This window comes from Streptomyces pseudoechinosporeus, assembly GCF_054783935.1.
Window position 1 is genome coordinate 44,949 of the sequence record NZ_BAAGPS010000078.1, and the last position, 19,891, is coordinate 64,839.

Below are 19,891 nucleotides of genomic sequence, written 5' to 3' on the forward strand. Positions count from 1 at the left end.
GTCATCGCCTCATGGTCGGGCGGCTCGTCTCCAAGCGGTGATCTCGTCGAGTCGGTCCAGCAGTTCGTCCTCGCGGCGGTCGTACTCGTCCTCGTCGATCCGTCCGTCCAGCAGGGCGCGTTCCAGTTCGGTGAGGGCCTGTTGGACGGGGGCCGGGTCGTAGTACTCCGCTTCGGCGGCGTCCCGTACCTGCTCGGCGACCCAGATGGTGGTGCGCAGGGGCGCGAGCGGGAGGCTGAGGATGCCGGTCAGCAGGCCCATGGGTCAGGCCGCGAAGCTGTACGGGGGTAACGGGCCGCGCAGCCGGAAGTCGTAACCGTCGCCGAAGTCGCGCGCCAGCCGCTGTCCCGCTTCGGTGAACTCGTGGGCGTGGGTGCGTGCGACGAGGAACGAGACGTTCAGGAAGTCGTCCTTTGCCGGGGCGCCCTCGACCCTGGCGCGGGCCAGCCCGGACAGCTGCTGGACGACCTGTTCGGCCAGCAGCCGCTGCCGGGCGTCGACCTGCCGGGCCAGCAGCTCGCCGAGGGCTACGCGATCCTCGTAGGTGCCGTTGCCGTCCCGGGTGAGCTGGTTGAGCCGGCGGGCCTCTTCGGACTCGCTCAGCACTTCGCGCAACAGGTCGTCCTGGGCGCGTGCGGCCTTGAGGTTGAACTCGGTGGTGCCGTGCAGTTCGGTGAGCCTGCGGCTGTACTCCTCGCTCTTCTCCTCCAGGGCCCTTCTGACGGTCGCACTGTCGGGGGCGAGCATCCCGAACCGCATGGGCAGGACCGCCCCGTCCGCCATCAGCCGCTCCTGCAGCTCCTGGTGGGCGGTGAGGTCACGGCGCTTGGGGCGCAGCTCGGGGGGTGCGGGGCTGACGACGGCGGCGAGCCCGCCGCGGACCACCGCGCTCAGGGAACCGCCGATGCCGCCGACGGTCCGTAAGCCGTCAAGTCGCAGGGGATGGTCGGAGCTGGTGATGGCGTAGATGTACAGGGGCGAGTCCGGCGCCGGCTCCGAGGCTGCTTGTGCCGGCGATGGGTTCGTCGGGGCGTCACTCACCGCTCTTCCTCTTCCTTCTCTTCCTTGCTCACCGCTTCTCCTCCTCGTCGTCGCCGCCGAAGAGGTCGCCGATCGCGTCGACCGCGCCGCTGATCGCGCCGCCGGTCGTGCCCCTGGCTCCGCTCTCGACCACGTCGCCGACGATGTCGGTGAGCCTGGCGGGCGCCTTGCGGCCCGACTCCAGGTCGAGTCGGTTGCAGGCCTCGGCGAAGCGCAGATACGTGTCCACGCTGGCGATGACGATGCGTATGTCGATCTTGATGAGCTCGATGCCGACGATCGAGACACGGACGAACACGTCGATGACGAGCCCGCGGTCCAGGATGAGTTCGAGAATGTCGTAGAGCCCGGCGGTCCCCGAACCGCTGGAACTGGAGGCGGCAACGGGTTGCGTTCCGCTTGCTTGGGTCATGACGGTCACGGGTTCGGGTTCCCTTCGCTGCGCTCCGCACGGGGCCGTTCCACTGGTACGTACGGGAGTCGCAGCGGCCGTGTTCACGGGCGAGGCCGAAAACCGCCGCCGGAAAGCGGAAGTTGGAGCAGAAGCCGGTCGGGGTCTCAACGCTCCCGGTCGAGCTGGCCGCGGGCGTAGCGGCGCACCCGTTCGTAGCCGAGGAGTTGGCCCCGCGCGTCCAGCGTGACCCGGTAGGTGGCCATGACGGTCATGGTGTCGGGGACCCGTACCAGCTCCACGACCTCCACGTCGGCCGTCCAGCCGTCCTGCGCCGGCCGGAGGGCGGAGACGGAATCCGGGTCGGTGCCGAGCAGCTCGGCGAGCTGAACCGCCGCGCCGCGCATGGCCTGAGCGGCCGTCACACGGCCGGAACTCCCTGCCGTGTCGTCTCCGGAACCCGCTGTCGTGGCGCCTGTCGTGGCGGGGGTCTGCGGTGCGTCGGGGTCGTCCGATTCGGTACTTGCCATGCCCCTACCGTGCCAAGTACGCCACCCGTGTGGGGAGAGGATCTGCCGAAGATCCTGTGTGGGTCGGCTGACCACCAGGAGCCGCCACCCCGACTGGCCTGCGCGAAGGCCCACGGTTTCACCGGCCGCCCTGAATCCACCCTGAAGCCAGCTGAATCCGCCGCCCCGCACTGTCCCCATGACTACTGCAGCAGATCAGCCAGCCCTCCGGCCAGGGACGTTGTCATTGGACCCTGGGTAGGGCGAGCCCTCTGACCTACGATCGCCCGATGACCATCCGCTGGACGTACTCCTTCGTCGACCGTCCCACCGAGTCCTTCGGCAGGGCCTGCGACTTCTGGACGGCGGTCACCAGGACACGCCTGTCACCGCCCCGGGGCGAGCGGGCCGAGTTCGTGACCCTGCTGCCGGAGGACGGCGCCGACGCCTGTGTGAAGGCACAGGGCGTCGCGTCGGGTGACGGAGGCGCCCATCTGGACCTGTGCCCCGAGGACGTTCCAGCGCTGGTGGAGTCGGCGCTGCGGCTCGGGGCGGAGGTGATCTCCGACAACCCGGGCTGGGCCGTACTGCGCTCCCCCGGCGGCCAGTTGTTCTGCGTGGTGCCCTGGCACGGCGAGTCGGCCCGGCCGCCGGTGACCGAGGGCCCCGACGGCTCGACGAGCCGCCTCGACCAGGTGTGCGTCGACCTGGCCCCGACGGCGTACGACCGTGACGTGGCGTTCTGGCCCGCGCTCACCGGCTGGGACTCGCACCCGGGCTCGCGCCCGGAGTTCCACATCGTCCAGTCCCCCGCCGGCCTCCCCGTACGCATCCTCCTCCAGCGCCTCGACGAGGACCGCCCCACCGCCGCCCACCTCGACCTGTCCTGCTCGGACATCGAGACGACCCGCACCTGGCACGAGAAGCTGGGCGCCTCGTTTGTGAGCCGCGGCGCCCGGTGGACGGTGATGCGGGACCCGGCGGGCGGCACGTACTGCCTGACGGGCCGGGATCCCGCGACCGGAGGCCTGCCCGCCTAGCTCACGCGCGTTCCCAGGCCTCCACCGCGATCACCGCGGCCTCCGGTATCGGCCCGTAGATGTGCGGGAACTCCTCGCCGCCCGGCTCCGGGGCCTCGTACTTCACCGGTACGCCGAGCCGTTCGGAGTCGATGACCAGGACCACGAGGTCGTCCGGACCCTCGTACGAGCCGTACAAGAAGGCGGCGATGCGCGGGAGTTGGGCGCGGGTCGAGCAGTGGATGAAGCCCTCCTCCTGGAGGGTGCGGCCGCGCGTCGACATCTCGTACGTGCCGGTCTTGCGGGCCGCGTCCCAGAGGGAGCGTTCGGTGAGATGCAGAAGTTCGGGCATGGGCGACACGCTAAGTGATGTCCTGGAGGCGGGCCGCGCGGGCCCGGAGGTAGCGCTGTTCGGGGAGGCTCAGGGTCTTGGTGGCGGCCGACTCGTAGGCGGCGCGGGCCGCTTCCGGGTCGCCGGCGCGTTCCAGGAGGTGGGCGCGGACCGCGTCGAGGCGGTGGCCTGTCGCCAACTCCGGGGTGAGCGCGTCCAGTTCGGCCAGACCGGCCTTCGGTCCGTGGACCATCGCGAGGGCCACGGCACGGTTGAGGCGTTCGACGGGGCTGGGGACGAGATGGACGAGGACGTCGTAGAGGCCGAGGATCTCGTGCCAGTCGGTGCCGTCGGGCGAGTCCGCCTCGTCGTGGATGGCGGCGATCGCGGCCCTCAACTGGTAGGGCCCCGGGCGGCGTTGGGACAGGGCCCGGGTCACCAGGGCCACACCCTCCTCGATCGCCGCCTTGTCCCACAGCTCGCGGTCCTGCTCGTCAAGCGGGATCAGTTCGCCGTGCGGGCCGGTACGCGCGGCGCGACGCGCGTCAGTGAGGAGCATCAGGGCCAGCAGACCGGTCACCTCGCAGTCGCCGGGCAGCAGGCGGTGCACCGTACGGGCCAGCCGGATGGCCTCCCCCGCGAGTTCGGCCCGCTGGAGGGAGGCTCCGGAGGTGGCCGTGTAGCCCTCGTTGAAGATCAGGTAGAGCGTGTGGAGGACGGCGGGCAGCCGCTCCTCCCAGTGCTCGGGGCGGCCGAAACGCGTGCCCTTCACTCGCTGCTTGGCCCGGCTGATCCGCTGCGCCATCGTCGCCTCCGGCACCAGATGCGCACGGGCGATCTCGGCCGTCGTCAGACCGCCGACGGCCCGGAGCGTCAGCGCGATCTGGGCGGGCGGTGGCAGATCCGGGTGGCAGCAGAGGAAGAGCAGGGTGAGCGTGTCGTCCTCGGAGGGCGCGCGGTCGGGTCCGGGCGGCGGCGCCGTGAAGGCGTCGCGCGGTGTGAGCGCCGCCGCCTTCTCCTCACGCAGCCGCCGCGCCTGATCACTGCGCAGCGCGTCCGTGAGCCGCCGCGAGGCGACCTTGATCAACCAGCCCCGCGGATTGTCCGGCACCCCCGACTCGGGCCACTGCCCGGCCGCGGCCAGCAACGCCTCCTGTACGGCGTCCTCGGCGGCGTCGAAGTGCCCGTACCGGCGGACGAGCGCGCCGAGGACCTGCGGCGCGTGCAGGCGCAGCAGGTCCTCGGTCTCGGTCGTACGTCTCACACGTCTCCCCTGGTCACGCATCGCCTCCGCCGTCGCCAACCGGCCGGATGACGACGGGGTACTCGTTCGCGCCCTCGGGGACGGGGCACGAGATGACGCGCTCGGCGATCTCCGTGACCCGCTCCAGGCTCGCGCACTCCAGGAGCCAGTAACCGGCGATCACTTCCTTGGTCTCGCCGTACGGCCCGTCGGTGATCACGGGCTTGCCATCCGCGCCCCGGCTGACGAGGCGGGTCTTGGCGGGCTCCACGAGCCCCTGGGCGTCGATGAACTCACCGGTCTCGGCGAGGTCGTTGTTGATCGCCCCCATGTGCGCGTACATGGCCTGAATGTCTTCCTTGCTCCAGACCGGGACACCGGCGGTGGGCTTGCCCGCCTGGGCCTCGTAGTCCGCCTGCGTGCCCTGCACCATCACCAGGTACTTCATGAGTCCGCTCCTTCGGCTCGGGCCGCCCGTGGTGGGCGGTTCTCACAGGGGACGTCGGAGCCGGCCCGCGCTTCTCTACACGCTCGCGGAAGTTTTTTCAGGCTCGCGGGAAGAGCGTCAGGAGTCCCGCTCCTCGGCCCTCTCGACCGCCGGTCCGCTCTCCGTCGTGAGGACGGGCTCCGACTTGGCCTCTTCCGCCTCTGCCGCCGCGTACGCCTGGCACTCGGGGTTCTTGCACGGGCCGGGGCGCCACAGGGGCACGAACACGCCCAGGGTCTTGTGCCGGCGCACGACCTGCTCGACGGGGTGGCCGCAAACGGGACAGACGTACTCATCACTGGCCATGTCTCCAGGGTATTGCGGGATGGGCCGGGCCGACAGACGAGCGACGTGACCGGGTCAGCGCTTGCGCTGATACGTGCGGACGAGGACCCCGTTCTTGAAGGTGCGCACCGTGTCGAGCGTGAACTCGGTGAGCGCGAAGCCCGAGCCGAACATCGGCATGCCGGAGCCCAGGACCAGCGGATACGTCTTGATGACGAGCTCGTCCACTTCGTCGATCAGCTCGCCCGCGATCTTCGAGCCTCCGCAGAGGTAGATGCCGAACTCGCTGTCCTCCTGCTTGAGTTCGCGGATCTTCCCGACCACGTCTTCCGAGATGATCTCGACGTTCGGGTCGGGCGACTCCTTGAGGGTGCGCGAGGCGACGTACTCCCTCATGTGTGCGTACGGGCTGGTGACATCGATCGCCAGGGCCAGGTCGTAGCTGGCTCGGCCCTGGATGACCGTGTCGAACTTCTTGTTCTCGCGGTCGTCGATGCCGAGCGCACGGCGGACGTGGGTCGGCAGGGCCTCCGGGTACTCGTCCCAGAACCACGCCGTGTACTCCTCGTCGGCGATCCGCGTGAAGAACTCCGCCTCGCCGCTCGGGTCGCCGATGAAGCCGTCGATCGAGCAGGCGATGAAGTAACTGAGCTTTCGCATGCCGGCCTCTTTCCGTAGGCTGTGTGAACCACTCCATTCATAGTGCTTCACTTGTAGTGGTTGCAACAGTGTTTCCGGTACGAGGACCAAGTGGGAGAGGGGCTTCCGGATGGTCAGGAACCCGGAGCGCAGAGCCGCCCTGGTCGACGCCGGTGTGGAGGTGCTGGCGCGCGAGGGGGCGCGCGGGCTGACGTTCCGCGCGGTGGATGCCGAGGCCGGGGTGCCAGTGGGCACCGCCTCGAACTACTTCACCGGCCGCGACGACCTGCTGCGCCAGATCGACGCACGGCTGCACGAGCGGCTCGCGCCGGATCCGGAGGTCCTGGCCGAGCTGATGAAAGCGCCGAAGGACCGCTCCTTGGTCACGGCGTTCATGCACGACCTCATGGCGCGGGCGCAAGGAGACCGTACGGGTTATCTGGCCCTCATGGAGATGCGCCTTGAGGCCACGCGGCGCCCGGAGGTGCGGGCCTCATTCACGAAGACGGTCCGCGCGGACCTCGAGTACGCCATGGAGTTCCACCGCGACGCCGGGCTCCCCGGCGGCGACGAGACCGTGACGGTGCTGTATCTCGCCATGCTCGGCCTACTCCTGGAGCACCTGACCCTGCCGGGGGTACTGGAGGGCGTACTCCCCGGAGTGAGCGTGCCGGACGGCCTGGTGGAACGGATTGCGGAGACGATCGTGCCGGAGTCCGGCGCCGGGTCCGGGCAGCTCTGAGGGTGGGCGTGCCGGACGCACCCGTCAGGCGCGCGGGGCCGGATCACGCCACATCGGCCACATGGGCGGACCGTCGGGCAGGTCGAGCGTGCGGCCCATGAAGGTGAAGCCGAGGCGTTCGTACAGGGCGCGGCTGCGGGCGCTGCTCGCCTCCAGGTACGCGGGCAGGTGCTCGCGGTCGCAGCGGTCGAGTACGTGCTGGATCAGCGCCGTACCGAGGCCCTCGCTCTGCCGCTCCGGAGCCACACCGATCATCCACAGGTACTCGTGGGCCCTGCCCGTCGGGTGCACCTGGCCCGTCAATTGGCCAATCTGCTCGATCCGTCCGTTGTCCGGATCGACGGCCTCGCGCACCTTCGCACCCCCGTCCTCGTCCTCCTCCTCGTGAGCCTCCGCGGGCACCGGCAGCCACAGCGCACAGGCCGAACCGTCCTCGGTGACATCCACGTAGCCCGCTTCGAGCACGATGCCGAGGAAGGCTCCCATCAACAGGGGATGCGTACGGCGACGATCCTCGGCGTCGGGAAAGACCCAACTGCTCACCGGGTCGTTCTGAAAAGCGTCGTCCAGAAGCCGCGTCACGGCCTCTCGATCGCCTTCCCCGGCTCTGCGAATCGCCACGCCCATGCCCGATACCTCCGCCTCAACTACCCGTCGTCACTTGGCCGTTGCAGCTTATGCGAGCCGCATCGACACCCTCACTCGCAGGGGTCATCCGAAAGGGCAGGATTGGATCTTCGATAAAGGGGGACAACGTAGGACTTGCCGGGCAGGGCCGCCGCCTACCGGGTTCACGGACATTTCCGGCCGGGAACACCAAGATCGAGCCAGGCGTTGGACCAGCGACGGACGAATGACGAGGAGACAGCAATGGCAGGCTTCCTGGACCGCGCCAAGGAACAAGCACAGCGCGGCCTCACACAGGGCAAGCACAAGCTCGACGAGGTGCAGGCGCAGCGAGCGGGCAGCGACCTGCTCAAGAGTCTCGGCGCGGCCTACTACGCCGAGCGGCACGGCACCGGCTCCCCCGACGCGACGCAGCGCGCCCTCCAGGCCCTGGAGAGCCACATCGCGACGCACGGCGACGGGGTGCTCCGCTCCTGACGCGCCCCGCCCGTACCGCCGGCCAAGAACCGCCGATCACTGAATGCTGATTATCCCTCACCGATCAAGCTGACCGAATCGGCTCGCACGCTGTGCGAACAAGTGGTCCCCGCCGTGGAGTTCCGGGTAAAAGCGGCGGTACGAGGCGGCCGCGACCGGTGGCCGTCGCGCCCCCCATGTAAGGAGGCGGCCATGGCCTCACCCATGTCCGCGGGCAGATTCCTGGAGCGGCTGCGGGACGAAGGTTGCACCGTCGTCGAAGTAGGCGACTGGGAGCATCACAACCGCAATCACAAGGGCCCTTGGGGCCCCGTCCACGGCGTGATGATCCACCACACGGTGACATCGGGCAGCAAGCGGACGGTGGAGATCTGCCGCGACGGCTACAGCGGCCTGCCGGGCCCGTTGTGCCACGGTGTCATCACCAAGGACGGCCGAGTCCACCTCGTCGGCTACGGCCGCGCCAACCACGCCGGGTACGGCGACGACGACGTACTGCGCGCGGTCATCGCCGAGAAGGGCCTCCCGCGGGACAACGAGGCGAACACCGACGGCAACCGCCACTTCTACGGCTTCGAGTGCGAGAACCTCGGCGACGGCGAGGATCCCTGGCCCGCGGCCCAGCTGGAGGCGATCGAGCGGGCCGCGGCGGCGATCTGCCGCCACCACGGCTGGACGGAACGCTCGGTGATCGGCCACCTCGAATGGCAGCCGGGCAAGGTCGACCCCCGCGGCTTCACCATGGCCTCCATGCGGGGCCGCATCCGCGACCGCCTGAAGTGACGTACGGGGCGTCCGGGCGTCCCGGCAGCGCCGCCCCGGACACCTGTCCGACAATGGTCGCGTGACCAGCCCAGACGACCCGGTGGCCCCCAAGGCCTCCGACGCCCCCCACGTCCCCGAAGCGCTCGACCCCGCCGTCCTGCGGCCGCGACTGCCGTCGCCGCTGCGGGACGTCGCGGACGAGCGCTTCGCGCGTCACGGCGTACGGCTGCTGCTCAAGCGGGACGACCTGATCCACCCGGACCTGGTGGGCAACAAGTGGCGCAAACTGGCCCCGAACCTGCGCGCCGCGGCGGGCCGTACGGTCCTCACCTTCGGCGGCGCGTACTCGAACCACCTGCGTGCCACCGCCGCCGCGGGCCGCCTCCTGGGCCTGCCCACCATCGGCGTGATCCGCGGCCAGGAACTGGCCGAACGCCCCCTCAACCCCTCCCTCGCCCGGTGCGCGGCCGACGGCATGCGGCTGCGCTTCATCGACAGATCGACCTACCGTCGCAAGAGCGAGCCGGAAACGCTGGCCGCCATCCTCCGGGAGGCCGGCGCCGAGGACGCGTACGTCATCCCCGAGGGCGGCAGCAACTCCCTTGCCGTACGCGGCTGCCGCGCCCTCGGCGAGGAGCTGCGCGGCCACGCCGACGTCATCGCGCTCGCCTGCGGCACCGGCGGCACACTCGCGGGCCTGGCAGCGGGAATCGGCCCCACTCAGCGTGCCCTGGGCATCCCCGTCCTCAAGGGCGGCTTCCTCGACGCGGAGATACGCACACTCCAGCGCCAGGCCTTCGGCGGCCCTCGCGGCGACTGGTCCCTCGACGACCGCTTCCACTGCGGCGGTTACGCCCGCACCACCCCCGAACTCGACGCCTTCGCCACCGACTTCGAGCAGCGTCACGGCCTGCCCGTCGAGCGCCTCTATGTCGCCAAGGCGCTGTACGGACTTCTCGCCCTCACAGAAGAAGGGGCCTTCCCACGCGGGACGAGGCTCGCAGCCGTGATCACAGGAGCGCCCCTCACCCGATAAGTCCGTTCACCCGGTCACCACCGGGGCAGCTTCCGCTCGTACTCCGGCTGAATCCGCTGCATATAACCCGTGTCGTCGCGGTCCTTGATCCCCGAGTCGACGTAGCGGCGGTGTGCCCGCTCCAGGGCTTCCGGGTCGAGTTCGACGCCGAGACCGGGACCGGTGGGGACCTTGACGCAGCCGTCGCTCAGTTCCAGGGCTCCCGGGACGATGATGTCGTCGGCCGAGTTCCAGGGGTAGTGGGTGTCGCAGGAGGTGTCGAGGTTGGGGATGGCCGCGGCGACATGGGTCATGGCGGCGAGGCTGATGCCCAGGTGCGAGTTGGAGTGCATGGACAGGCCGAGTCCGAAGGCCTCGCAGACGGCGGCGAGTTCGCGGGTGCGGCGCAGGCCGCCCCAGTAGTGGTGGTCGGTGAGCAGGACCTGGATCGCGCCCTGCTCGATGGCGGGGCGCAGATGCTCCCAGGCGATGACGCACATGTTGGTGGCCAACGGCATGGGGGCGCTCCGCGCGACCTCGGCCATGCCGGGGATGGTCGGGGTGGGGTCCTCCAGGTATTCGAGGACGCCGTCCAGTTCCTGGGCGACGTGGCGCGAAGTCTCCACGGTCCACGCCGTGTTGGGGTCGAGGCGGAGCGGCCTGCCGGGGAAGGCCTCGGCGAGGGCGCGGATCGCGGCGATCTCCTCGTCGGGCGGGAAGACACCGCCCTTGAGCTTGAAGGAACGGAAGCCGTACCGCTCCTGCATCAGCCGGGCCTGCTCGACGATGCCGGCCGGATCGAGTGCCTCGCCCCAGTCGTCACCGATGGCCGGGCGGCCGTCGAGGGCGGGATGTCCGGCCCACTTGTAGAAGAGGTACGCGGCGAAGGGGACGGCGTCGCGGACGGTGCCCCCGAGCAGGTCGGAGACGGAACGACCGGTCAGCTTGCCCTGCGCGTCGAGGCAGGCGACCTCGACGGCGGAGGTGGTCCAGCCGCGTTCATGGGAGCTGGGGACGGTCGGCAGCAGCGCGGCGTCGATCGCGGCGGCGATGGCGGTGGTGTCGAAGACGTCCATGCCGGGGACGACGCGGGCGGCGATCTGGAACCGTTCGAGGCGGTCGGTGCCGCCCGGAGACTCGCCCAGGCCGACGGTGGTGCCGTCCTCCAGGGCGAGTTGCAGGACGCAGCGCAGGGCGAGCGGCTCGTGCACCCCGCTGGAGTTGAGGAGCGGCGGGTCGCTGAACGCGATGGGCGTGATGGTCAGTTCGCGGATCCGGGTGCCGAGGGTCATGCCTTTACCGCCTCCAGGCCGTGGTCGATCAACTGCGTGAGCCGGGCGAGGTGCTCCGGCGTGGGGTCGAGCAGCGGGGGCCGTACTCCGCCGACGTCCAGCCCCCGGATCCGTACCCCTGCCTTGACCAGCGAGACCGCGTATCCGGGCACCTCGTCGCGGAGCTCGACGAGTGGGGCGTAGAACTCGGTGAGGAGGGTGGCGACCAGGGTCTGGTCGTCCTGCGCCAGGGCCTGATGGAAGGCCAGCGCGATCTCCGGGGCGAAGGCGAAGACGGCCGAGGAGTAGAGCTCGACTCCGATGCCCTGATAGGCCGGTACGGTCATCTCGGCCGTCGGCAGGCCGTTGAAGAACTGGAAGTCGCCGCTGTCGGGCAGGGAGCGCACCGCGCGCACGATGCGGTGCATCAGCTCGATGTCGCCGATGCCGTCCTTGAGCCCGACCACCCCGGGCAGGGCGGCGATCGCGGCCGCAGTCGCGGCGGTGAGCCGGGCGGTGCCGCGCTGGTAGAAGACGACGGGCAGCGCGGTGGCCGCGGTCACGGTTTCGACGTAGCGCAGCAGGCCTTCCTGCGGGGCCGTCACCAGGTACGGCGGCAGCAGCAGGATGCCGTCGGCGCCGGCCCGCTCGATGCGTGCCACCTGGTCGAGGACCGTGGGGACCGGCCCGCCGGCCGCGGACAGGACGGGGACGCGGCCCGCGGTCGTCTCGACGGCCACGCGCGTCGCACGCTCGATCTCCGTCGGCGACAGCGCGTGGAACTCGCCGGTGCCGCAGGCGACGAAGACGCCGCCCGCACCGGCGCGTACGCCGGAGTCGATGTGCTGGGCGAGCAGATCCCCGGTCAGGGCCCCGTCCGTGCCGAACGGGGTGACCGGGAAGAACTGCACGCCTTTGAGCTTGGGGAACTTCATCTCTTCCTCTGGGAGTGGGGCCTAAGCGGACTTGCTGAAGTCCGGTGCGATACCGCGCCCCTATGGAGGCCGCAGGCCTCCATAGGGGCGCGGGGTTGTGTCTATTTGCGGCTCCGCCGCGCGGGCGCGACCAGCCACGACGAACCCGCAGCTTCAAACCGCCCCCTAGCGGAGCGCCTAGCCCTTGGTGGCGCCGGCCGCGATGCCGCTGACCAGCGAGCGTTGGAGCAGCAGATAGACGACGAGGCTGGGTACGAGCGCGATGACGGAACCGGCCAGTACCACGCCCGAGCCGATCTCGGGGTCGTTGCGGAGGACGGACAGAGCGACGGTGACGGTGTAGTCGGTGGGGTCCTTGGCGGCGATCAGCGGCAGCAGGTACTGGTCCCAGATCATGATGAAGCCGAGCACCCCGGCGACGCCGAGTGCGGGCTTGCACAGCGGCAGCACGATCTGCCACAGCATCCGGAACTCGCCGACGCCGTCGATCCGCGCGGCCTCCTCGATCTCCGTCGGTATCTCCCGCATGAACTCGGCCAGCAGCATCACCGAGAAACCCCAGGCCCCGACCGGCAGGATCACGCCGAAGGCGGTGCCCTTCAGGTCGATGCCGACCACCGGCACATCGCCCAGGACGAGCGAGAGCGGGATGGCGATGACCTCTTCGGGGAGCATCATCGTCAGCATGAAGAGGGTCATGACGAGGGCCTGTCCGCGGAACCTGTGCCGGGCCAGCGCGTAGGCCGCCAGCACGGACACGGTCAGCTGGAGCAGGAGCCCGCCGCCCGCGATCACGAGGGAATTCGTGAAGTAGTCCCAGATGCCCCTGTCGCCCGCCACCCTCATGTTGGTGAGCGTGGCGTGGTGCGGATAGAACGACAGCACCGAGCCCCGCGCGTTCTCGTCGAAGGCGCCGGAGATGATCGTCAGGAACGGCGCCGCGAAGACGGCGAGGGCGAGCAGGCAGAGCAGGATCCGCAGCGCCATGCCGAGGCCGGGCCGGTCGCTCCAGCCGAGCGCGGTGTCGAACCGCGCGGGCGTGGTGTGGCGGGGTTCCTTGGCGGTACGTCGTACGGAAGGCCGAGCGGCGGCCGGGGCGGGATCGACGGTGGTGGGGGCGCTCATCGGCGGGCCTCCCCTCTCGTGCGGAGCCGATAGACCGTCACCGTGAGCAGCAGCGTCACGGCGAGCAGCACGGCGGAGGCCGCGGAGGCGCCGCCGATGTCGTTGCGGGTGAAGCCGAGGGTGTAGGCGCGGGTCATCCAGACCTCGGTGGAGCCTGCCGGGCCGCCGCCGGTGAGGACGTACACCTCGGTGAAGACACGCAGGCTGCGGATCACAGCGAGCGTGACGACGATGGCGAGCGCGGGGCGGATGGCGGGCAGGGTGACATGGCGCAGCCGCTGCCAGAGTGAGACGCCGTCCATCGCGGCGGCCTCGTACAGCGTCCGGTCGACGCCCGCGAGACCGGCGAGGATGATCACCATGTTGTACGGGGCGCCGATCCATACGCCCATGGCCATCACGGACCACAGGGCGGTGTCGGGGTTGTCCAGGAAGGGCACAGGGCCGAGGCCCACCACACCCAGCACGCTGTTGAGGAAACCGTCGGAGGTCGGGTAGTACAGCAGCCGCCACATCTCGCCGACCACGGCCGTCGCGGTGACGACGGGCAGGAAGACGGCGGTGCGGAGGAACTTCAGGGAGCGGGTCTGACCTTCGAGCAGCAGGGCGAGCACGAAGCCGACGAGGATCGCGCCGGCCGCCTGACCGATGCCCAGGATCAGGGTGTTGTTGATGGCGTCCAGGAAGCGGTGGTCGGTCAGGACCCGGGTGTAGTTGTCGAGGCCGACCCATTTGTCGCCGAGGAAGGGCCGTACTTCGAAGAGGCTGAGCCAGAGGCCCTTGCCCATCGGGACGAACTTGAAGACGAGGGCGAGGAGGAGACCGGGGGCGAGGAACAGCCAGGGGAGCGCGGCCCGCCGAAAGCCGCCCCGGCGACGGGACTTGGGCGCCTCGGACTTGGGCACCGGGGACTTGGGTACGCCCGCGGGGGTCAGGGTTGCGGTCATGAGATCAGGTCCTGGTCCTTGAGATCACCGGTCAGCGTCTCGTTGAGCTCCTGCAGACCGGCGCGGACGTCGCTGCCGCAGTAGGTGAACACCGCGTTGAGGCTGTCGGCGGTGTCCTGTCTGATCGGGGCGAAGTCCAGAGCGGAGGGGAACTGCTTCGAGGCGTCGCGGTACGCCTTCTGCACGGTGGCCCAGCGTTCGTCGTCCCGTACCTGCGCCGCGTCGAGCGTGGTGTTGACGGGGATGCGGACGACGGGCTGGTTCTCACCGGTCATCGCGAGCTGCTGCGCCTCGGGCGTGATGAGGAACTCGGCGAGGGCCTTCTCCTGCTCGGCCTTGCCGGTCTTCGCGCCGAAGTAGATGTTCTCGCCCTCGGCCAGCGCGGTGGCGCCGTCGGGTCCGGCCGGGGCCTGGACGACCTCGTACTTGTCCTTGCCGGGCGTCGCGTCGAAGGTGGCGATGTTGTACGGGCCGGTGAGGTACATCCCGGCGGTGCCGTCCTGGAAGTTGGTGGCGTTGCCCGTGGTGGAGGTCAGGGCGCTGGGCTGGACGATGTTCTTCGCGCCACAGAAGAGGTTGTCCTTCAGCCAGGTCACGGTGCGTACGGCGGCTTCGGAGTCGGCGACCGCGCGGTACTTGCCAACGTTGTCAGGGTCCGGCTCGACGAGTGAGGCGCCGCCCTGCCAGAGGAAGGTGGCGGCCCACCAGGCGGCGTACCCGTTCTGGGCACTGCCGGGGACGACCATGCCGTATGTGTCGTTCTTGCCGTTGTCGTCCGGGTCACGGGTGGCGAAGGCCTTGGCGAGGGTGAGCAGGTCCTGCCAGGTCCTGGGCTGCGGCAGGCCGACCCTTTCGCGCCAGTCCTTGCGGACCATGAGGGTCATGGCCTGGCGGGAGTACGGGATTCCGTACGTACGTCCGTCAAGTCCGCGAGCCGTGCCCCAGGTCTTGCCGTCGATCTGCTCGTGACCGGTGATCGCGTCGGGGTCGATGGGCTTCAGCAGGCCCTGGCGCTGGTAACTGCCCAGCGAGCCGCTGTCGTTGATCATGACGTCGGGCAGGTCCTTGGTGGAGGCGCGGCTCTGGAGCTGCTGGTCGAAGTTGACGATCGGCTGGTAGTCGACCTTGATGCCGGTCTTCTTGGTGAAGGCGGCGAAGACCCGTTCGTAGGTGGCGGCGGCGTCCGGATTGCTCCGGGTCCAGACCTCCAGGGTGTTCGGATCACCGGAGTCCGCGGTGTCCGATCCGGATCCGCAGGCGGCGGCCGAGAAGACGAGTGCCGTGGCGGCGAGTGTGGCGGCTGTGCGGCGGCCCCGTTGCTGTCGCTGAGCCATGCGCCACCTCCATTCACATACGCGAAAGCGATTCATGAATCTAAAAGGTTGCTGCAACGTAGAATGGTTTCGGCCACGTGTCAAGGAATGTACGGTTCCGTATCAGTCGTCAATCAGTCGTCAATTCAGCCGTCACTACTGACCGCACATCTCGGGAGGAGCGCACATGTCCGCCGTCGCGGAGGAGCCGAGGATGGTGAAGTCGGCGCAACGAGCCCTGGTGGTCCTGGAGGTGCTGGCCGACGCGAAGGGACTCATCCCCGTCACCGAGCTGCACCGGCGCACCGGCTTTCCGCGCTCCAGCCTGCACCAGCTGCTGCACACGATGATCGCGATGCACTGGGTCGAGCCGTCCGCCGACGGTACGTCGGTCCGGCTGGCCAGCAGGGCGCTGCTCGTCGGCACCTCGTACCTCGATGCCGACCAGGCGTTGCCGTACGCCGTCCACACCCTGGAGGAGATCCGCGAGGACACCGGCTACACCGTGCACTACGCCCGGCTGGACGGCTCCCACGTCCTCTACCTCGCGACCCGCGAGACCACCGAACCGCACCGGGCCACTTCACGCGTGGGCCGCCGCCTCCCCGCGTACGCCACAGCCCTCGGCAAGGCCCTGCTCGCCGAACTGACGGCGGCCGAGGCGGACGCCCTGCTGCCGTCGGGCCCCCTCACCGCCCTCACCGAACGCACGGTCACCGACCGGGACACCCTCGCCCGCGAACTGCGGGAGACCCGGGAGCGCGGGTACGCCGTCGAACACGAGCAGAACACCCGGGGCATCGGCTGCGTCAGCGTCACCGTCCCCTACCGCATCCCGGCCACCGACGCGATCAGCTGCTCCATGCCCATCGCCGACGCCGAAACCACCGAGGCGACGGCCAAGGTCGCCACGGTCCTCCAGGAGCACGCCCGGCGCCTGGCGGCCCGGCTGCGCGCGGAAGGCATCCGCTGACCGGCACCCGAGAGCCCCCTCAGGTCGCCGACTCCCGGTAGGCAGCCGCCTCTTCGAGGTCCAGCCGCCGCAGCAACGTCCGCAGCATCTCGTCGTCGATGAAACGACCGTCGCGCAGCTTCACGAACACCTCCCGCTCGGCGCCGATCATCTCGCGCGACAGGCGGCGGTATGTGTCGTCCACGGTCTCCCCGGTCACGGGGTTCACCGAGCCGAGCCGCTCCCACACGGCGTTGCGGCGCCGCTCCAGAACCGAGCGGAGGCGCTCGGCGAGCGGGGGCGGCAGGGCGTTGCGCTCGTCCTCGAGGAGCTCGTCCAGGTGCCGCTCGGCGGCCCGGGACGCCTGCGCCTGGGCGTTCGCCTCCGCGAGTGTCTCCGCCTGTGCGTCGCGCCCGGGCAGCTTCAGCATCCTGATCAGCGGGGGCAGCGACAGCCCCTGCACGACCAGCGTCCCGATGACCGTCGTGAAGGTCAGGAACAGGATGAGGTTGCGTCCGGGAAAGTCCTCGCCGCCGTGCATCGTCAGCGGGACCGAGAACGCGATGGCGAGCGAGACGACACCCCGCATCCCGGCCCAGCCGACGATGAACGGCCCCTTCCAGGTGGGGTTCTCCTCCCGCTCCCGGATCCGCGGGGACAGCATGCGCGGCAGGAACGTCGCGGGATACACCCACATGAAGCGGGCGGCGACGACCACCAGGAAGAGGGCCACCGCATACCAGACGGCACTGACTCCCTCGTACTCCCCGAGCCCCCTCAGGACGACGGGCAGTTGCAGGCCGATCAGCGCGAAGACCGCCGATTCCAGGATGAACGCGACCATCTTCCACACCGCCTCCTCCTGGAGCCGGGTGGCGAAATCGACCTGCCAGGAGCGGTGCCCGAGATAGAGGGCGACGACGACCACGGCGAGCACTCCGGAGGCGTGCACCTGCTCGGCGACCGCGTACGCGAAGAAGGGGATCAGCAAGGAGAGGGTGTTCTGCAGCAGCGCCTCCTTCAGGTGCGTACGCAGCCAGTGGATCGGCACCATCAGCAGGAGCCCGATCCCGATGCCGCCGACCGCCGCGATCAGGAACTCGCCGATGCCGCCCGCCCAGGTCGCGCCCTCCCCTACGGCGGCGGCGAGCGCCACCTTGAAAGCGGTGATCGCAGTCGCGTCGTTCACCAGGGACTCGCCCTGCAGGATCGTGGTGAGCCGCGAGGGCAGCCCGACCCGGCGGGCGACCGCCGTCGCCGCCACCGCGTCCGGCGGCGCCACCACCGCGCCGAGCACCAGGGCCGCGGTGAGCGGCAGGTCCGGCACGATCAGATACGCGGCCCAGCCGACGACGAGCGTCGCGAACAGCACGTACCCCACCGACAGCAGCGCCACGGGCCGTATGGACGCCCTCAGATCGAGATACGAGCTGTCCGTGGCCGCCGTGTACAGCAGCGGGGGCAGCAGCAGCGGCAGCACCACTTCGGGGTCGAGGGCGTACTCGGGCACCCCTGGGACGTACGAGACGGCCAGGCCCACCGTGACGAGCAGCAGGGGCGGCGGGACCGGGGTGCGGCGGGCCACGCCGGCGATCGCGGCGCAGCCCGCGATCAGCAGAAGCAGGGGCATCACATGCATCGGTTCCGGCCCGCCTTCGTTCTTGAAATGTTTTCACCGCGCCCGTCGTAACCTGGCCATCATGAAACAGTGCACGCACACCGCCTCGCTGCCGCGTCCGGAACCCGGACCGCTGAGCGAGACCTGCCTCGAGTGCCGTGCCGCGGGCACGCACCCGGTGCAGCTCCGGCTGTGCCTGGACTGCGGTCACGTAGGCTGCTGCGACACATCGCCGATGCGGCACGCGACAGAGCACCACAAGGAGACGGGACATCCGATGATGCGCTCACTAGAGCCCGGCGAGAGCTGGCGATGGTGCTTCGTCGATCACGTCATCGTGTGACCCTGGATCCGTAAGATTCGACGGTCTGACGCCTGGGTACGTCAACCCGGCGCGCGCTCTTCCCAATTGGGCCCGCAGACCCCTAGCCACTGTGCGTATAACTATGTTTACTATGAGTGACAACAACGGGTTGGGGTCCCGGGGACAGAAAAGCTGAGAGCGCGATAGCGTCACCGCTGAACCAAGTAGCGCGTTACCCCGAGGGGCGACCCTCGGCCCCCGATAGAGCTTGTACCACCTTGGAGGTGAGGGTGTCCCAGTTCGCAGGCGAGCCCGCGACCCAGGACTTCGTGGAAGTCCGGCTGCCGGCTGCGGGTGCCTACCTGTCGGTGCTGCGTACGGCCACGGCCGGCCTCGCGGCGCGTTTGGACTTCACCCTCGACGAGATCGAGGACCTGCGCATCGCGGTCGACGAGGCGTGCGCGATTCTGCTGCAGCAGGCCGTGCCCGGTTCGGTGCTCAGCTGTGTCTTCCGCCTGATCGACGACTCGCTGGAGGTGACGGTCTCGGCCCCGACCACCGACGGCCACGCCCCTTCGCGGGACACGTTCGCCTGGACCGTGCTGTCGGCCCTCGCGGGCAAGGTGTCCTCCTCGGTCGCCGACGACAAGACCGTTTCGATCAGCCTCTACAAACAGCGCGGCGCGGGACCCGGGCCGGCGTGAGGAACGGGGACGGGCCGGTGCGGGACGAAGAGCGCGGCACAAGGGAACTTCCCGCTGAGGGCGTCGGCAGCCCCAGCGGGCCCCGACGCATGGCGTCGGAGGGTGTCGACGGCATCCCCGAGCAGCAGGCCCGGCCGCATCCGGAGGACGACTCCTCGGCGGCCGGGGCCCCTCTGCTCGGGGGTCCAGGGGGATCTCCCGGGACGGAGTCTGGGGGAGCGCCCCCGGAAGGGCGGCTGCGGGTGACGGGCGGGACTATGAGCGAGCAGCACGAGCAGCACGAGCGACATTCGGGCAACGGCACCGAGGGTGCCTCGGTCGTACAGCACGGCCACCAGGACCGCAGCGGGGCGCGGGCCAAGTTCATCGAGCTGCGCAAGCTGCCGGACGGCAGCCCGGAGTACGCGGAGCTGCGCAACCAACTGGTCCGGATGCATCTCCCGCTCGTCGAGCATCTCGCGCGCCGCTTCCGCAACCGCGGCGAGCCGCTGGACGACCTCACGCAGGTCGCCACCATCGGCCTGATCAAGTCGGTAGACCGCTTCGACCCGGAGCGCGGCGTCGAGTTCTCGACATACGCGACGCCGACGGTCGTCGGCGAGATCAAACGGCACTTCCGCGACAAGGGCTGGGCGGTGCGCGTCCCGCGCCGGCTCCAGGAGCTGCGCCTGTCGCTCACCACGGCCACCGCGGAGCTCTCGCAGCAGCACGGCCGCTCCCCCACCGTGCATGAGCTGGCCGAGAAGCTGGCCATCTCGGAGGAGGAGGTCCTGGAGGGCCTGGAGTCGGCCAACGCGTACTCCACGCTCTCCCTGGACGTTCCCGACACGGACGACGAGTCCCCGGCAGTCGCGGACACGCTGGGCTCCGAGGACGAGGCCCTGGAGGGCGTCGAGTACCGAGAGTCCCTGAAGCCGCTCCTGGAGGATCTGCCGCCGCGCGAGAAGCGGATCCTGCTGCTGCGCTTCTTCGCCAACATGACCCAGTCGCAGATCGCCCAGGAGGTCGGCATCTCCCAGATGCACGTCTCGCGCCTCCTGGCCCGGACACTGGCCCAGCTGCGGGAGAAGCTGCTCGTCGAGGAGTAGGCGCCAAGCGCTCCGCTGGTTGGGCAGGTCGGCATCTGCGGATCCGTCGTGGCTGGTCGCTCC

25 protein-coding genes are annotated in these 19,891 nt (G+C 69.8%); 9 read left to right on the top strand and 16 right to left on the bottom strand.

All coding sequences use genetic code 11. The annotated features are described in order from the left end of the window. Positions 1 to 9: 9 nt before the first annotated feature. The 4 genes from ACYVO6_RS43200 to ACYVO6_RS43215 all read right to left on the bottom strand — a co-directional run bounded on the left by ACYVO6_RS43200 (position 10) and on the right by ACYVO6_RS43215 (position 1,962). On the bottom strand, positions 10 to 261 hold the full coding sequence (locus ACYVO6_RS43200) for a gas vesicle protein GvpG (protein ID WP_461071370.1): 252 nt from the start codon (positions 259 to 261) through the stop codon (positions 10 to 12). Between the two features lie 3 nt (positions 262 to 264). After that, complete coding sequence (locus tag ACYVO6_RS43205; protein ID WP_461071372.1) at positions 265 to 1,041, bottom strand: GvpL/GvpF family gas vesicle protein; 777 nt, start codon at positions 1,039 to 1,041, stop codon at positions 265 to 267. 28 nt (positions 1,042 to 1,069) lie between these two features. Further along, entirely contained in the window at positions 1,070 to 1,462 is a 393-nt protein-coding gene (gene gvpJ / locus ACYVO6_RS43210; protein WP_461071374.1) for a gas vesicle protein GvpJ, read from the bottom strand. A 137-nt stretch (positions 1,463 to 1,599) separates the two neighbouring features. Continuing rightward, positions 1,600 to 1,962 carry a gas vesicle protein GvpO gene (locus tag ACYVO6_RS43215; protein ID WP_461071376.1) on the bottom strand — a complete coding sequence of 121 codons (363 nt, stop codon included), beginning with the start codon at positions 1,960 to 1,962 and terminating at the stop codon, positions 1,600 to 1,602. Between the two features lie 269 nt (positions 1,963 to 2,231). Between ACYVO6_RS43215 and ACYVO6_RS43220 the strand changes: the two genes are divergently transcribed. Then, on the top strand, positions 2,232 to 2,981 hold the full coding sequence (locus tag ACYVO6_RS43220) for a VOC family protein (RefSeq protein WP_461071378.1): 750 nt from the start codon (positions 2,232 to 2,234) through the stop codon (positions 2,979 to 2,981). A gap of 1 nt (position 2,982) precedes the next feature. Here the strand turns inward: ACYVO6_RS43220 and ACYVO6_RS43225 are convergent, their stop codons facing one another. The 5 genes from ACYVO6_RS43225 to ACYVO6_RS43245 form a co-directional block, all read right to left on the bottom strand. Further along, complete coding sequence (locus ACYVO6_RS43225) at positions 2,983 to 3,312, bottom strand: DUF952 domain-containing protein (protein WP_461071380.1); 330 nt, start codon at positions 3,310 to 3,312, stop codon at positions 2,983 to 2,985. A 10-nt stretch (positions 3,313 to 3,322) separates the two neighbouring features. Then, positions 3,323 to 4,555, bottom strand: coding sequence for an RNA polymerase sigma factor (locus ACYVO6_RS43230; RefSeq protein WP_461071382.1), 1,233 nt, complete (start codon positions 4,553 to 4,555; stop codon positions 3,323 to 3,325). 13 nt (positions 4,556 to 4,568) lie between these two features. Continuing rightward, a complete protein-coding gene (locus ACYVO6_RS43235) occupies positions 4,569 to 4,982 on the bottom strand; it encodes a YciI family protein (RefSeq protein ID WP_461071384.1) in 414 nt (137 codons plus the stop codon). 117 nt (positions 4,983 to 5,099) lie between these two features. Then, complete coding sequence (locus ACYVO6_RS43240; protein WP_461071386.1) at positions 5,100 to 5,327, bottom strand: hypothetical protein; 228 nt, start codon at positions 5,325 to 5,327, stop codon at positions 5,100 to 5,102. Between the two features lie 54 nt (positions 5,328 to 5,381). After that, positions 5,382 to 5,966 (bottom strand): dihydrofolate reductase family protein, encoded by a 585-nt coding sequence (locus tag ACYVO6_RS43245; protein WP_461071388.1) that lies wholly within the window; start codon positions 5,964 to 5,966, stop codon positions 5,382 to 5,384. Positions 5,967 to 6,075: 109 nt separating this feature from the next. Between ACYVO6_RS43245 and ACYVO6_RS43250 the strand changes: the two genes are divergently transcribed. Continuing rightward, on the top strand, positions 6,076 to 6,687 hold the full coding sequence (locus ACYVO6_RS43250) for a TetR/AcrR family transcriptional regulator (RefSeq protein WP_461071390.1): 612 nt from the start codon (positions 6,076 to 6,078) through the stop codon (positions 6,685 to 6,687). A 24-nt stretch (positions 6,688 to 6,711) separates the two neighbouring features. Here the strand turns inward: ACYVO6_RS43250 and ACYVO6_RS43255 are convergent, their stop codons facing one another. Then, positions 6,712 to 7,314 carry a GNAT family N-acetyltransferase gene (locus ACYVO6_RS43255; RefSeq protein ID WP_461071392.1) on the bottom strand — a complete coding sequence of 201 codons (603 nt, stop codon included), beginning with the start codon at positions 7,312 to 7,314 and terminating at the stop codon, positions 6,712 to 6,714. Positions 7,315 to 7,557: 243 nt separating this feature from the next. Between ACYVO6_RS43255 and ACYVO6_RS43260 the strand changes: the two genes are divergently transcribed. The 3 genes from ACYVO6_RS43260 (at position 7,558) to ACYVO6_RS43270 (ending at position 9,592) form a co-directional block, all read left to right on the top strand. Continuing rightward, a complete protein-coding gene (locus ACYVO6_RS43260; protein WP_461071394.1) occupies positions 7,558 to 7,791 on the top strand; it encodes a hypothetical protein in 234 nt (77 codons plus the stop codon). Positions 7,792 to 7,983: 192 nt separating this feature from the next. After that, entirely contained in the window at positions 7,984 to 8,574 is a 591-nt protein-coding gene (locus ACYVO6_RS43265; RefSeq protein ID WP_461071396.1) for an N-acetylmuramoyl-L-alanine amidase, read from the top strand. Positions 8,575 to 8,656: 82 nt separating this feature from the next. Next, entirely contained in the window at positions 8,657 to 9,592 is a 936-nt protein-coding gene (locus tag ACYVO6_RS43270; protein WP_461071523.1) for a 1-aminocyclopropane-1-carboxylate deaminase/D-cysteine desulfhydrase, read from the top strand. A 14-nt stretch (positions 9,593 to 9,606) separates the two neighbouring features. Here the strand turns inward: ACYVO6_RS43270 and ACYVO6_RS43275 are convergent, their stop codons facing one another. The 5 genes from ACYVO6_RS43275 to ACYVO6_RS43295 form a co-directional block, all read right to left on the bottom strand. Further along, complete coding sequence (locus tag ACYVO6_RS43275; protein WP_461071397.1) at positions 9,607 to 10,863, bottom strand: glucarate dehydratase family protein; 1,257 nt, start codon at positions 10,861 to 10,863, stop codon at positions 9,607 to 9,609. Next, on the bottom strand, positions 10,860 to 11,777 hold the full coding sequence (locus tag ACYVO6_RS43280) for a 5-dehydro-4-deoxyglucarate dehydratase (RefSeq protein ID WP_461071399.1): 918 nt from the start codon (positions 11,775 to 11,777) through the stop codon (positions 10,860 to 10,862). The genes ACYVO6_RS43275 and ACYVO6_RS43280 overlap by 4 nt, the downstream gene beginning before the upstream one ends. A 177-nt stretch (positions 11,778 to 11,954) precedes the next feature. Next, entirely contained in the window at positions 11,955 to 12,902 is a 948-nt protein-coding gene (locus ACYVO6_RS43285) for a carbohydrate ABC transporter permease (protein WP_165341777.1), read from the bottom strand. Then, positions 12,899 to 13,849 (bottom strand): carbohydrate ABC transporter permease, encoded by a 951-nt coding sequence (locus ACYVO6_RS43290; protein WP_461071401.1) that lies wholly within the window; start codon positions 13,847 to 13,849, stop codon positions 12,899 to 12,901. Before ACYVO6_RS43290 ends, ACYVO6_RS43285 begins: the two co-directional genes overlap by 4 nt. Then, entirely contained in the window at positions 13,846 to 15,183 is a 1,338-nt protein-coding gene (locus tag ACYVO6_RS43295) for a sugar ABC transporter substrate-binding protein (RefSeq protein WP_461071403.1), read from the bottom strand. The genes ACYVO6_RS43290 and ACYVO6_RS43295 overlap by 4 nt, the downstream gene beginning before the upstream one ends. A gap of 166 nt (positions 15,184 to 15,349) precedes the next feature. Here ACYVO6_RS43295 and ACYVO6_RS43300 point away from each other — a divergent pair, with 166 nt between their 5' ends. After that, positions 15,350 to 16,135 carry an IclR family transcriptional regulator gene (locus ACYVO6_RS43300; protein WP_461071405.1) on the top strand — a complete coding sequence of 262 codons (786 nt, stop codon included), beginning with the start codon at positions 15,350 to 15,352 and terminating at the stop codon, positions 16,133 to 16,135. A 19-nt stretch (positions 16,136 to 16,154) separates the two neighbouring features. Here ACYVO6_RS43300 and ACYVO6_RS43305 read toward each other — a convergent pair whose 3' ends face one another. Next, positions 16,155 to 17,753, bottom strand: a complete 1,599-nt coding sequence (locus tag ACYVO6_RS43305; protein ID WP_461071407.1) for a Na+/H+ antiporter — start codon at positions 17,751 to 17,753, stop codon at positions 16,155 to 16,157. A 61-nt stretch (positions 17,754 to 17,814) separates the two neighbouring features. Between ACYVO6_RS43305 and ACYVO6_RS43310 the strand changes: the two genes are divergently transcribed. The 3 genes from ACYVO6_RS43310 (at position 17,815) to ACYVO6_RS43320 (ending at position 19,828) form a co-directional block, all read left to right on the top strand. Next, complete coding sequence (locus ACYVO6_RS43310) at positions 17,815 to 18,075, top strand: UBP-type zinc finger domain-containing protein (protein WP_165341782.1); 261 nt, start codon at positions 17,815 to 17,817, stop codon at positions 18,073 to 18,075. A 251-nt stretch (positions 18,076 to 18,326) separates the two neighbouring features. Next, the gene (locus ACYVO6_RS43315) at positions 18,327 to 18,740 is read left to right on the top strand and encodes an ATP-binding protein (protein WP_328768733.1); all 414 of its coding nucleotides are present in this window, start codon (positions 18,327 to 18,329) and stop codon (positions 18,738 to 18,740) included. After that, positions 18,737 to 19,828, top strand: a complete 1,092-nt coding sequence (locus ACYVO6_RS43320; protein WP_461071410.1) for an RNA polymerase sigma factor SigF — start codon at positions 18,737 to 18,739, stop codon at positions 19,826 to 19,828. The genes ACYVO6_RS43315 and ACYVO6_RS43320 overlap by 4 nt, the downstream gene beginning before the upstream one ends. Positions 19,829 to 19,891: the final 63 nt, after the last annotated feature.

Coding starts and splice junctions, on each gene's coding strand:
- ACYVO6_RS43200 (WP_461071370.1), bottom strand. CDS start 261: ATGGGCCTGCTGACCGGCATCCTCAGCCTCCCGCTCGCGCCCCTGCGC.
- ACYVO6_RS43260 (WP_461071394.1), top strand. CDS start 7,558: ATGGCAGGCTTCCTGGACCGCGCCAAGGAACAAGCACAGCGCGGCCTC.
- ACYVO6_RS43225 (WP_461071380.1), bottom strand. CDS start 3,312: ATGCCCGAACTTCTGCATCTCACCGAACGCTCCCTCTGGGACGCGGCC.
- ACYVO6_RS43220 (WP_461071378.1), top strand. CDS start 2,232: ATGACCATCCGCTGGACGTACTCCTTCGTCGACCGTCCCACCGAGTCC.
- ACYVO6_RS43310 (WP_165341782.1), top strand. CDS start 17,815: ATGAAACAGTGCACGCACACCGCCTCGCTGCCGCGTCCGGAACCCGGA.
- ACYVO6_RS43285 (WP_165341777.1), bottom strand. CDS start 12,902: ATGAGCGCCCCCACCACCGTCGATCCCGCCCCGGCCGCCGCTCGGCCT.
- ACYVO6_RS43295 (WP_461071403.1), bottom strand. CDS start 15,183: ATGGCTCAGCGACAGCAACGGGGCCGCCGCACAGCCGCCACACTCGCC.
- ACYVO6_RS43215 (WP_461071376.1), bottom strand. CDS start 1,962: ATGGCAAGTACCGAATCGGACGACCCCGACGCACCGCAGACCCCCGCC.
- ACYVO6_RS43255 (WP_461071392.1), bottom strand. CDS start 7,314: ATGGGCGTGGCGATTCGCAGAGCCGGGGAAGGCGATCGAGAGGCCGTG.
- ACYVO6_RS43300 (WP_461071405.1), top strand. CDS start 15,350: ATGTCCGCCGTCGCGGAGGAGCCGAGGATGGTGAAGTCGGCGCAACGA.
- ACYVO6_RS43305 (WP_461071407.1), bottom strand. CDS start 17,753: ATGCATGTGATGCCCCTGCTTCTGCTGATCGCGGGCTGCGCCGCGATC.
- ACYVO6_RS43245 (WP_461071388.1), bottom strand. CDS start 5,966: ATGCGAAAGCTCAGTTACTTCATCGCCTGCTCGATCGACGGCTTCATC.
- ACYVO6_RS43265 (WP_461071396.1), top strand. CDS start 7,984: ATGGCCTCACCCATGTCCGCGGGCAGATTCCTGGAGCGGCTGCGGGAC.
- ACYVO6_RS43235 (WP_461071384.1), bottom strand. CDS start 4,982: ATGAAGTACCTGGTGATGGTGCAGGGCACGCAGGCGGACTACGAGGCC.
- ACYVO6_RS43240 (WP_461071386.1), bottom strand. CDS start 5,327: ATGGCCAGTGATGAGTACGTCTGTCCCGTTTGCGGCCACCCCGTCGAG.
- ACYVO6_RS43250 (WP_461071390.1), top strand. CDS start 6,076: ATGGTCAGGAACCCGGAGCGCAGAGCCGCCCTGGTCGACGCCGGTGTG.
- ACYVO6_RS43280 (WP_461071399.1), bottom strand. CDS start 11,777: ATGAAGTTCCCCAAGCTCAAAGGCGTGCAGTTCTTCCCGGTCACCCCG.
- ACYVO6_RS43290 (WP_461071401.1), bottom strand. CDS start 13,849: ATGACCGCAACCCTGACCCCCGCGGGCGTACCCAAGTCCCCGGTGCCC.
- ACYVO6_RS43275 (WP_461071397.1), bottom strand. CDS start 10,863: ATGACCCTCGGCACCCGGATCCGCGAACTGACCATCACGCCCATCGCG.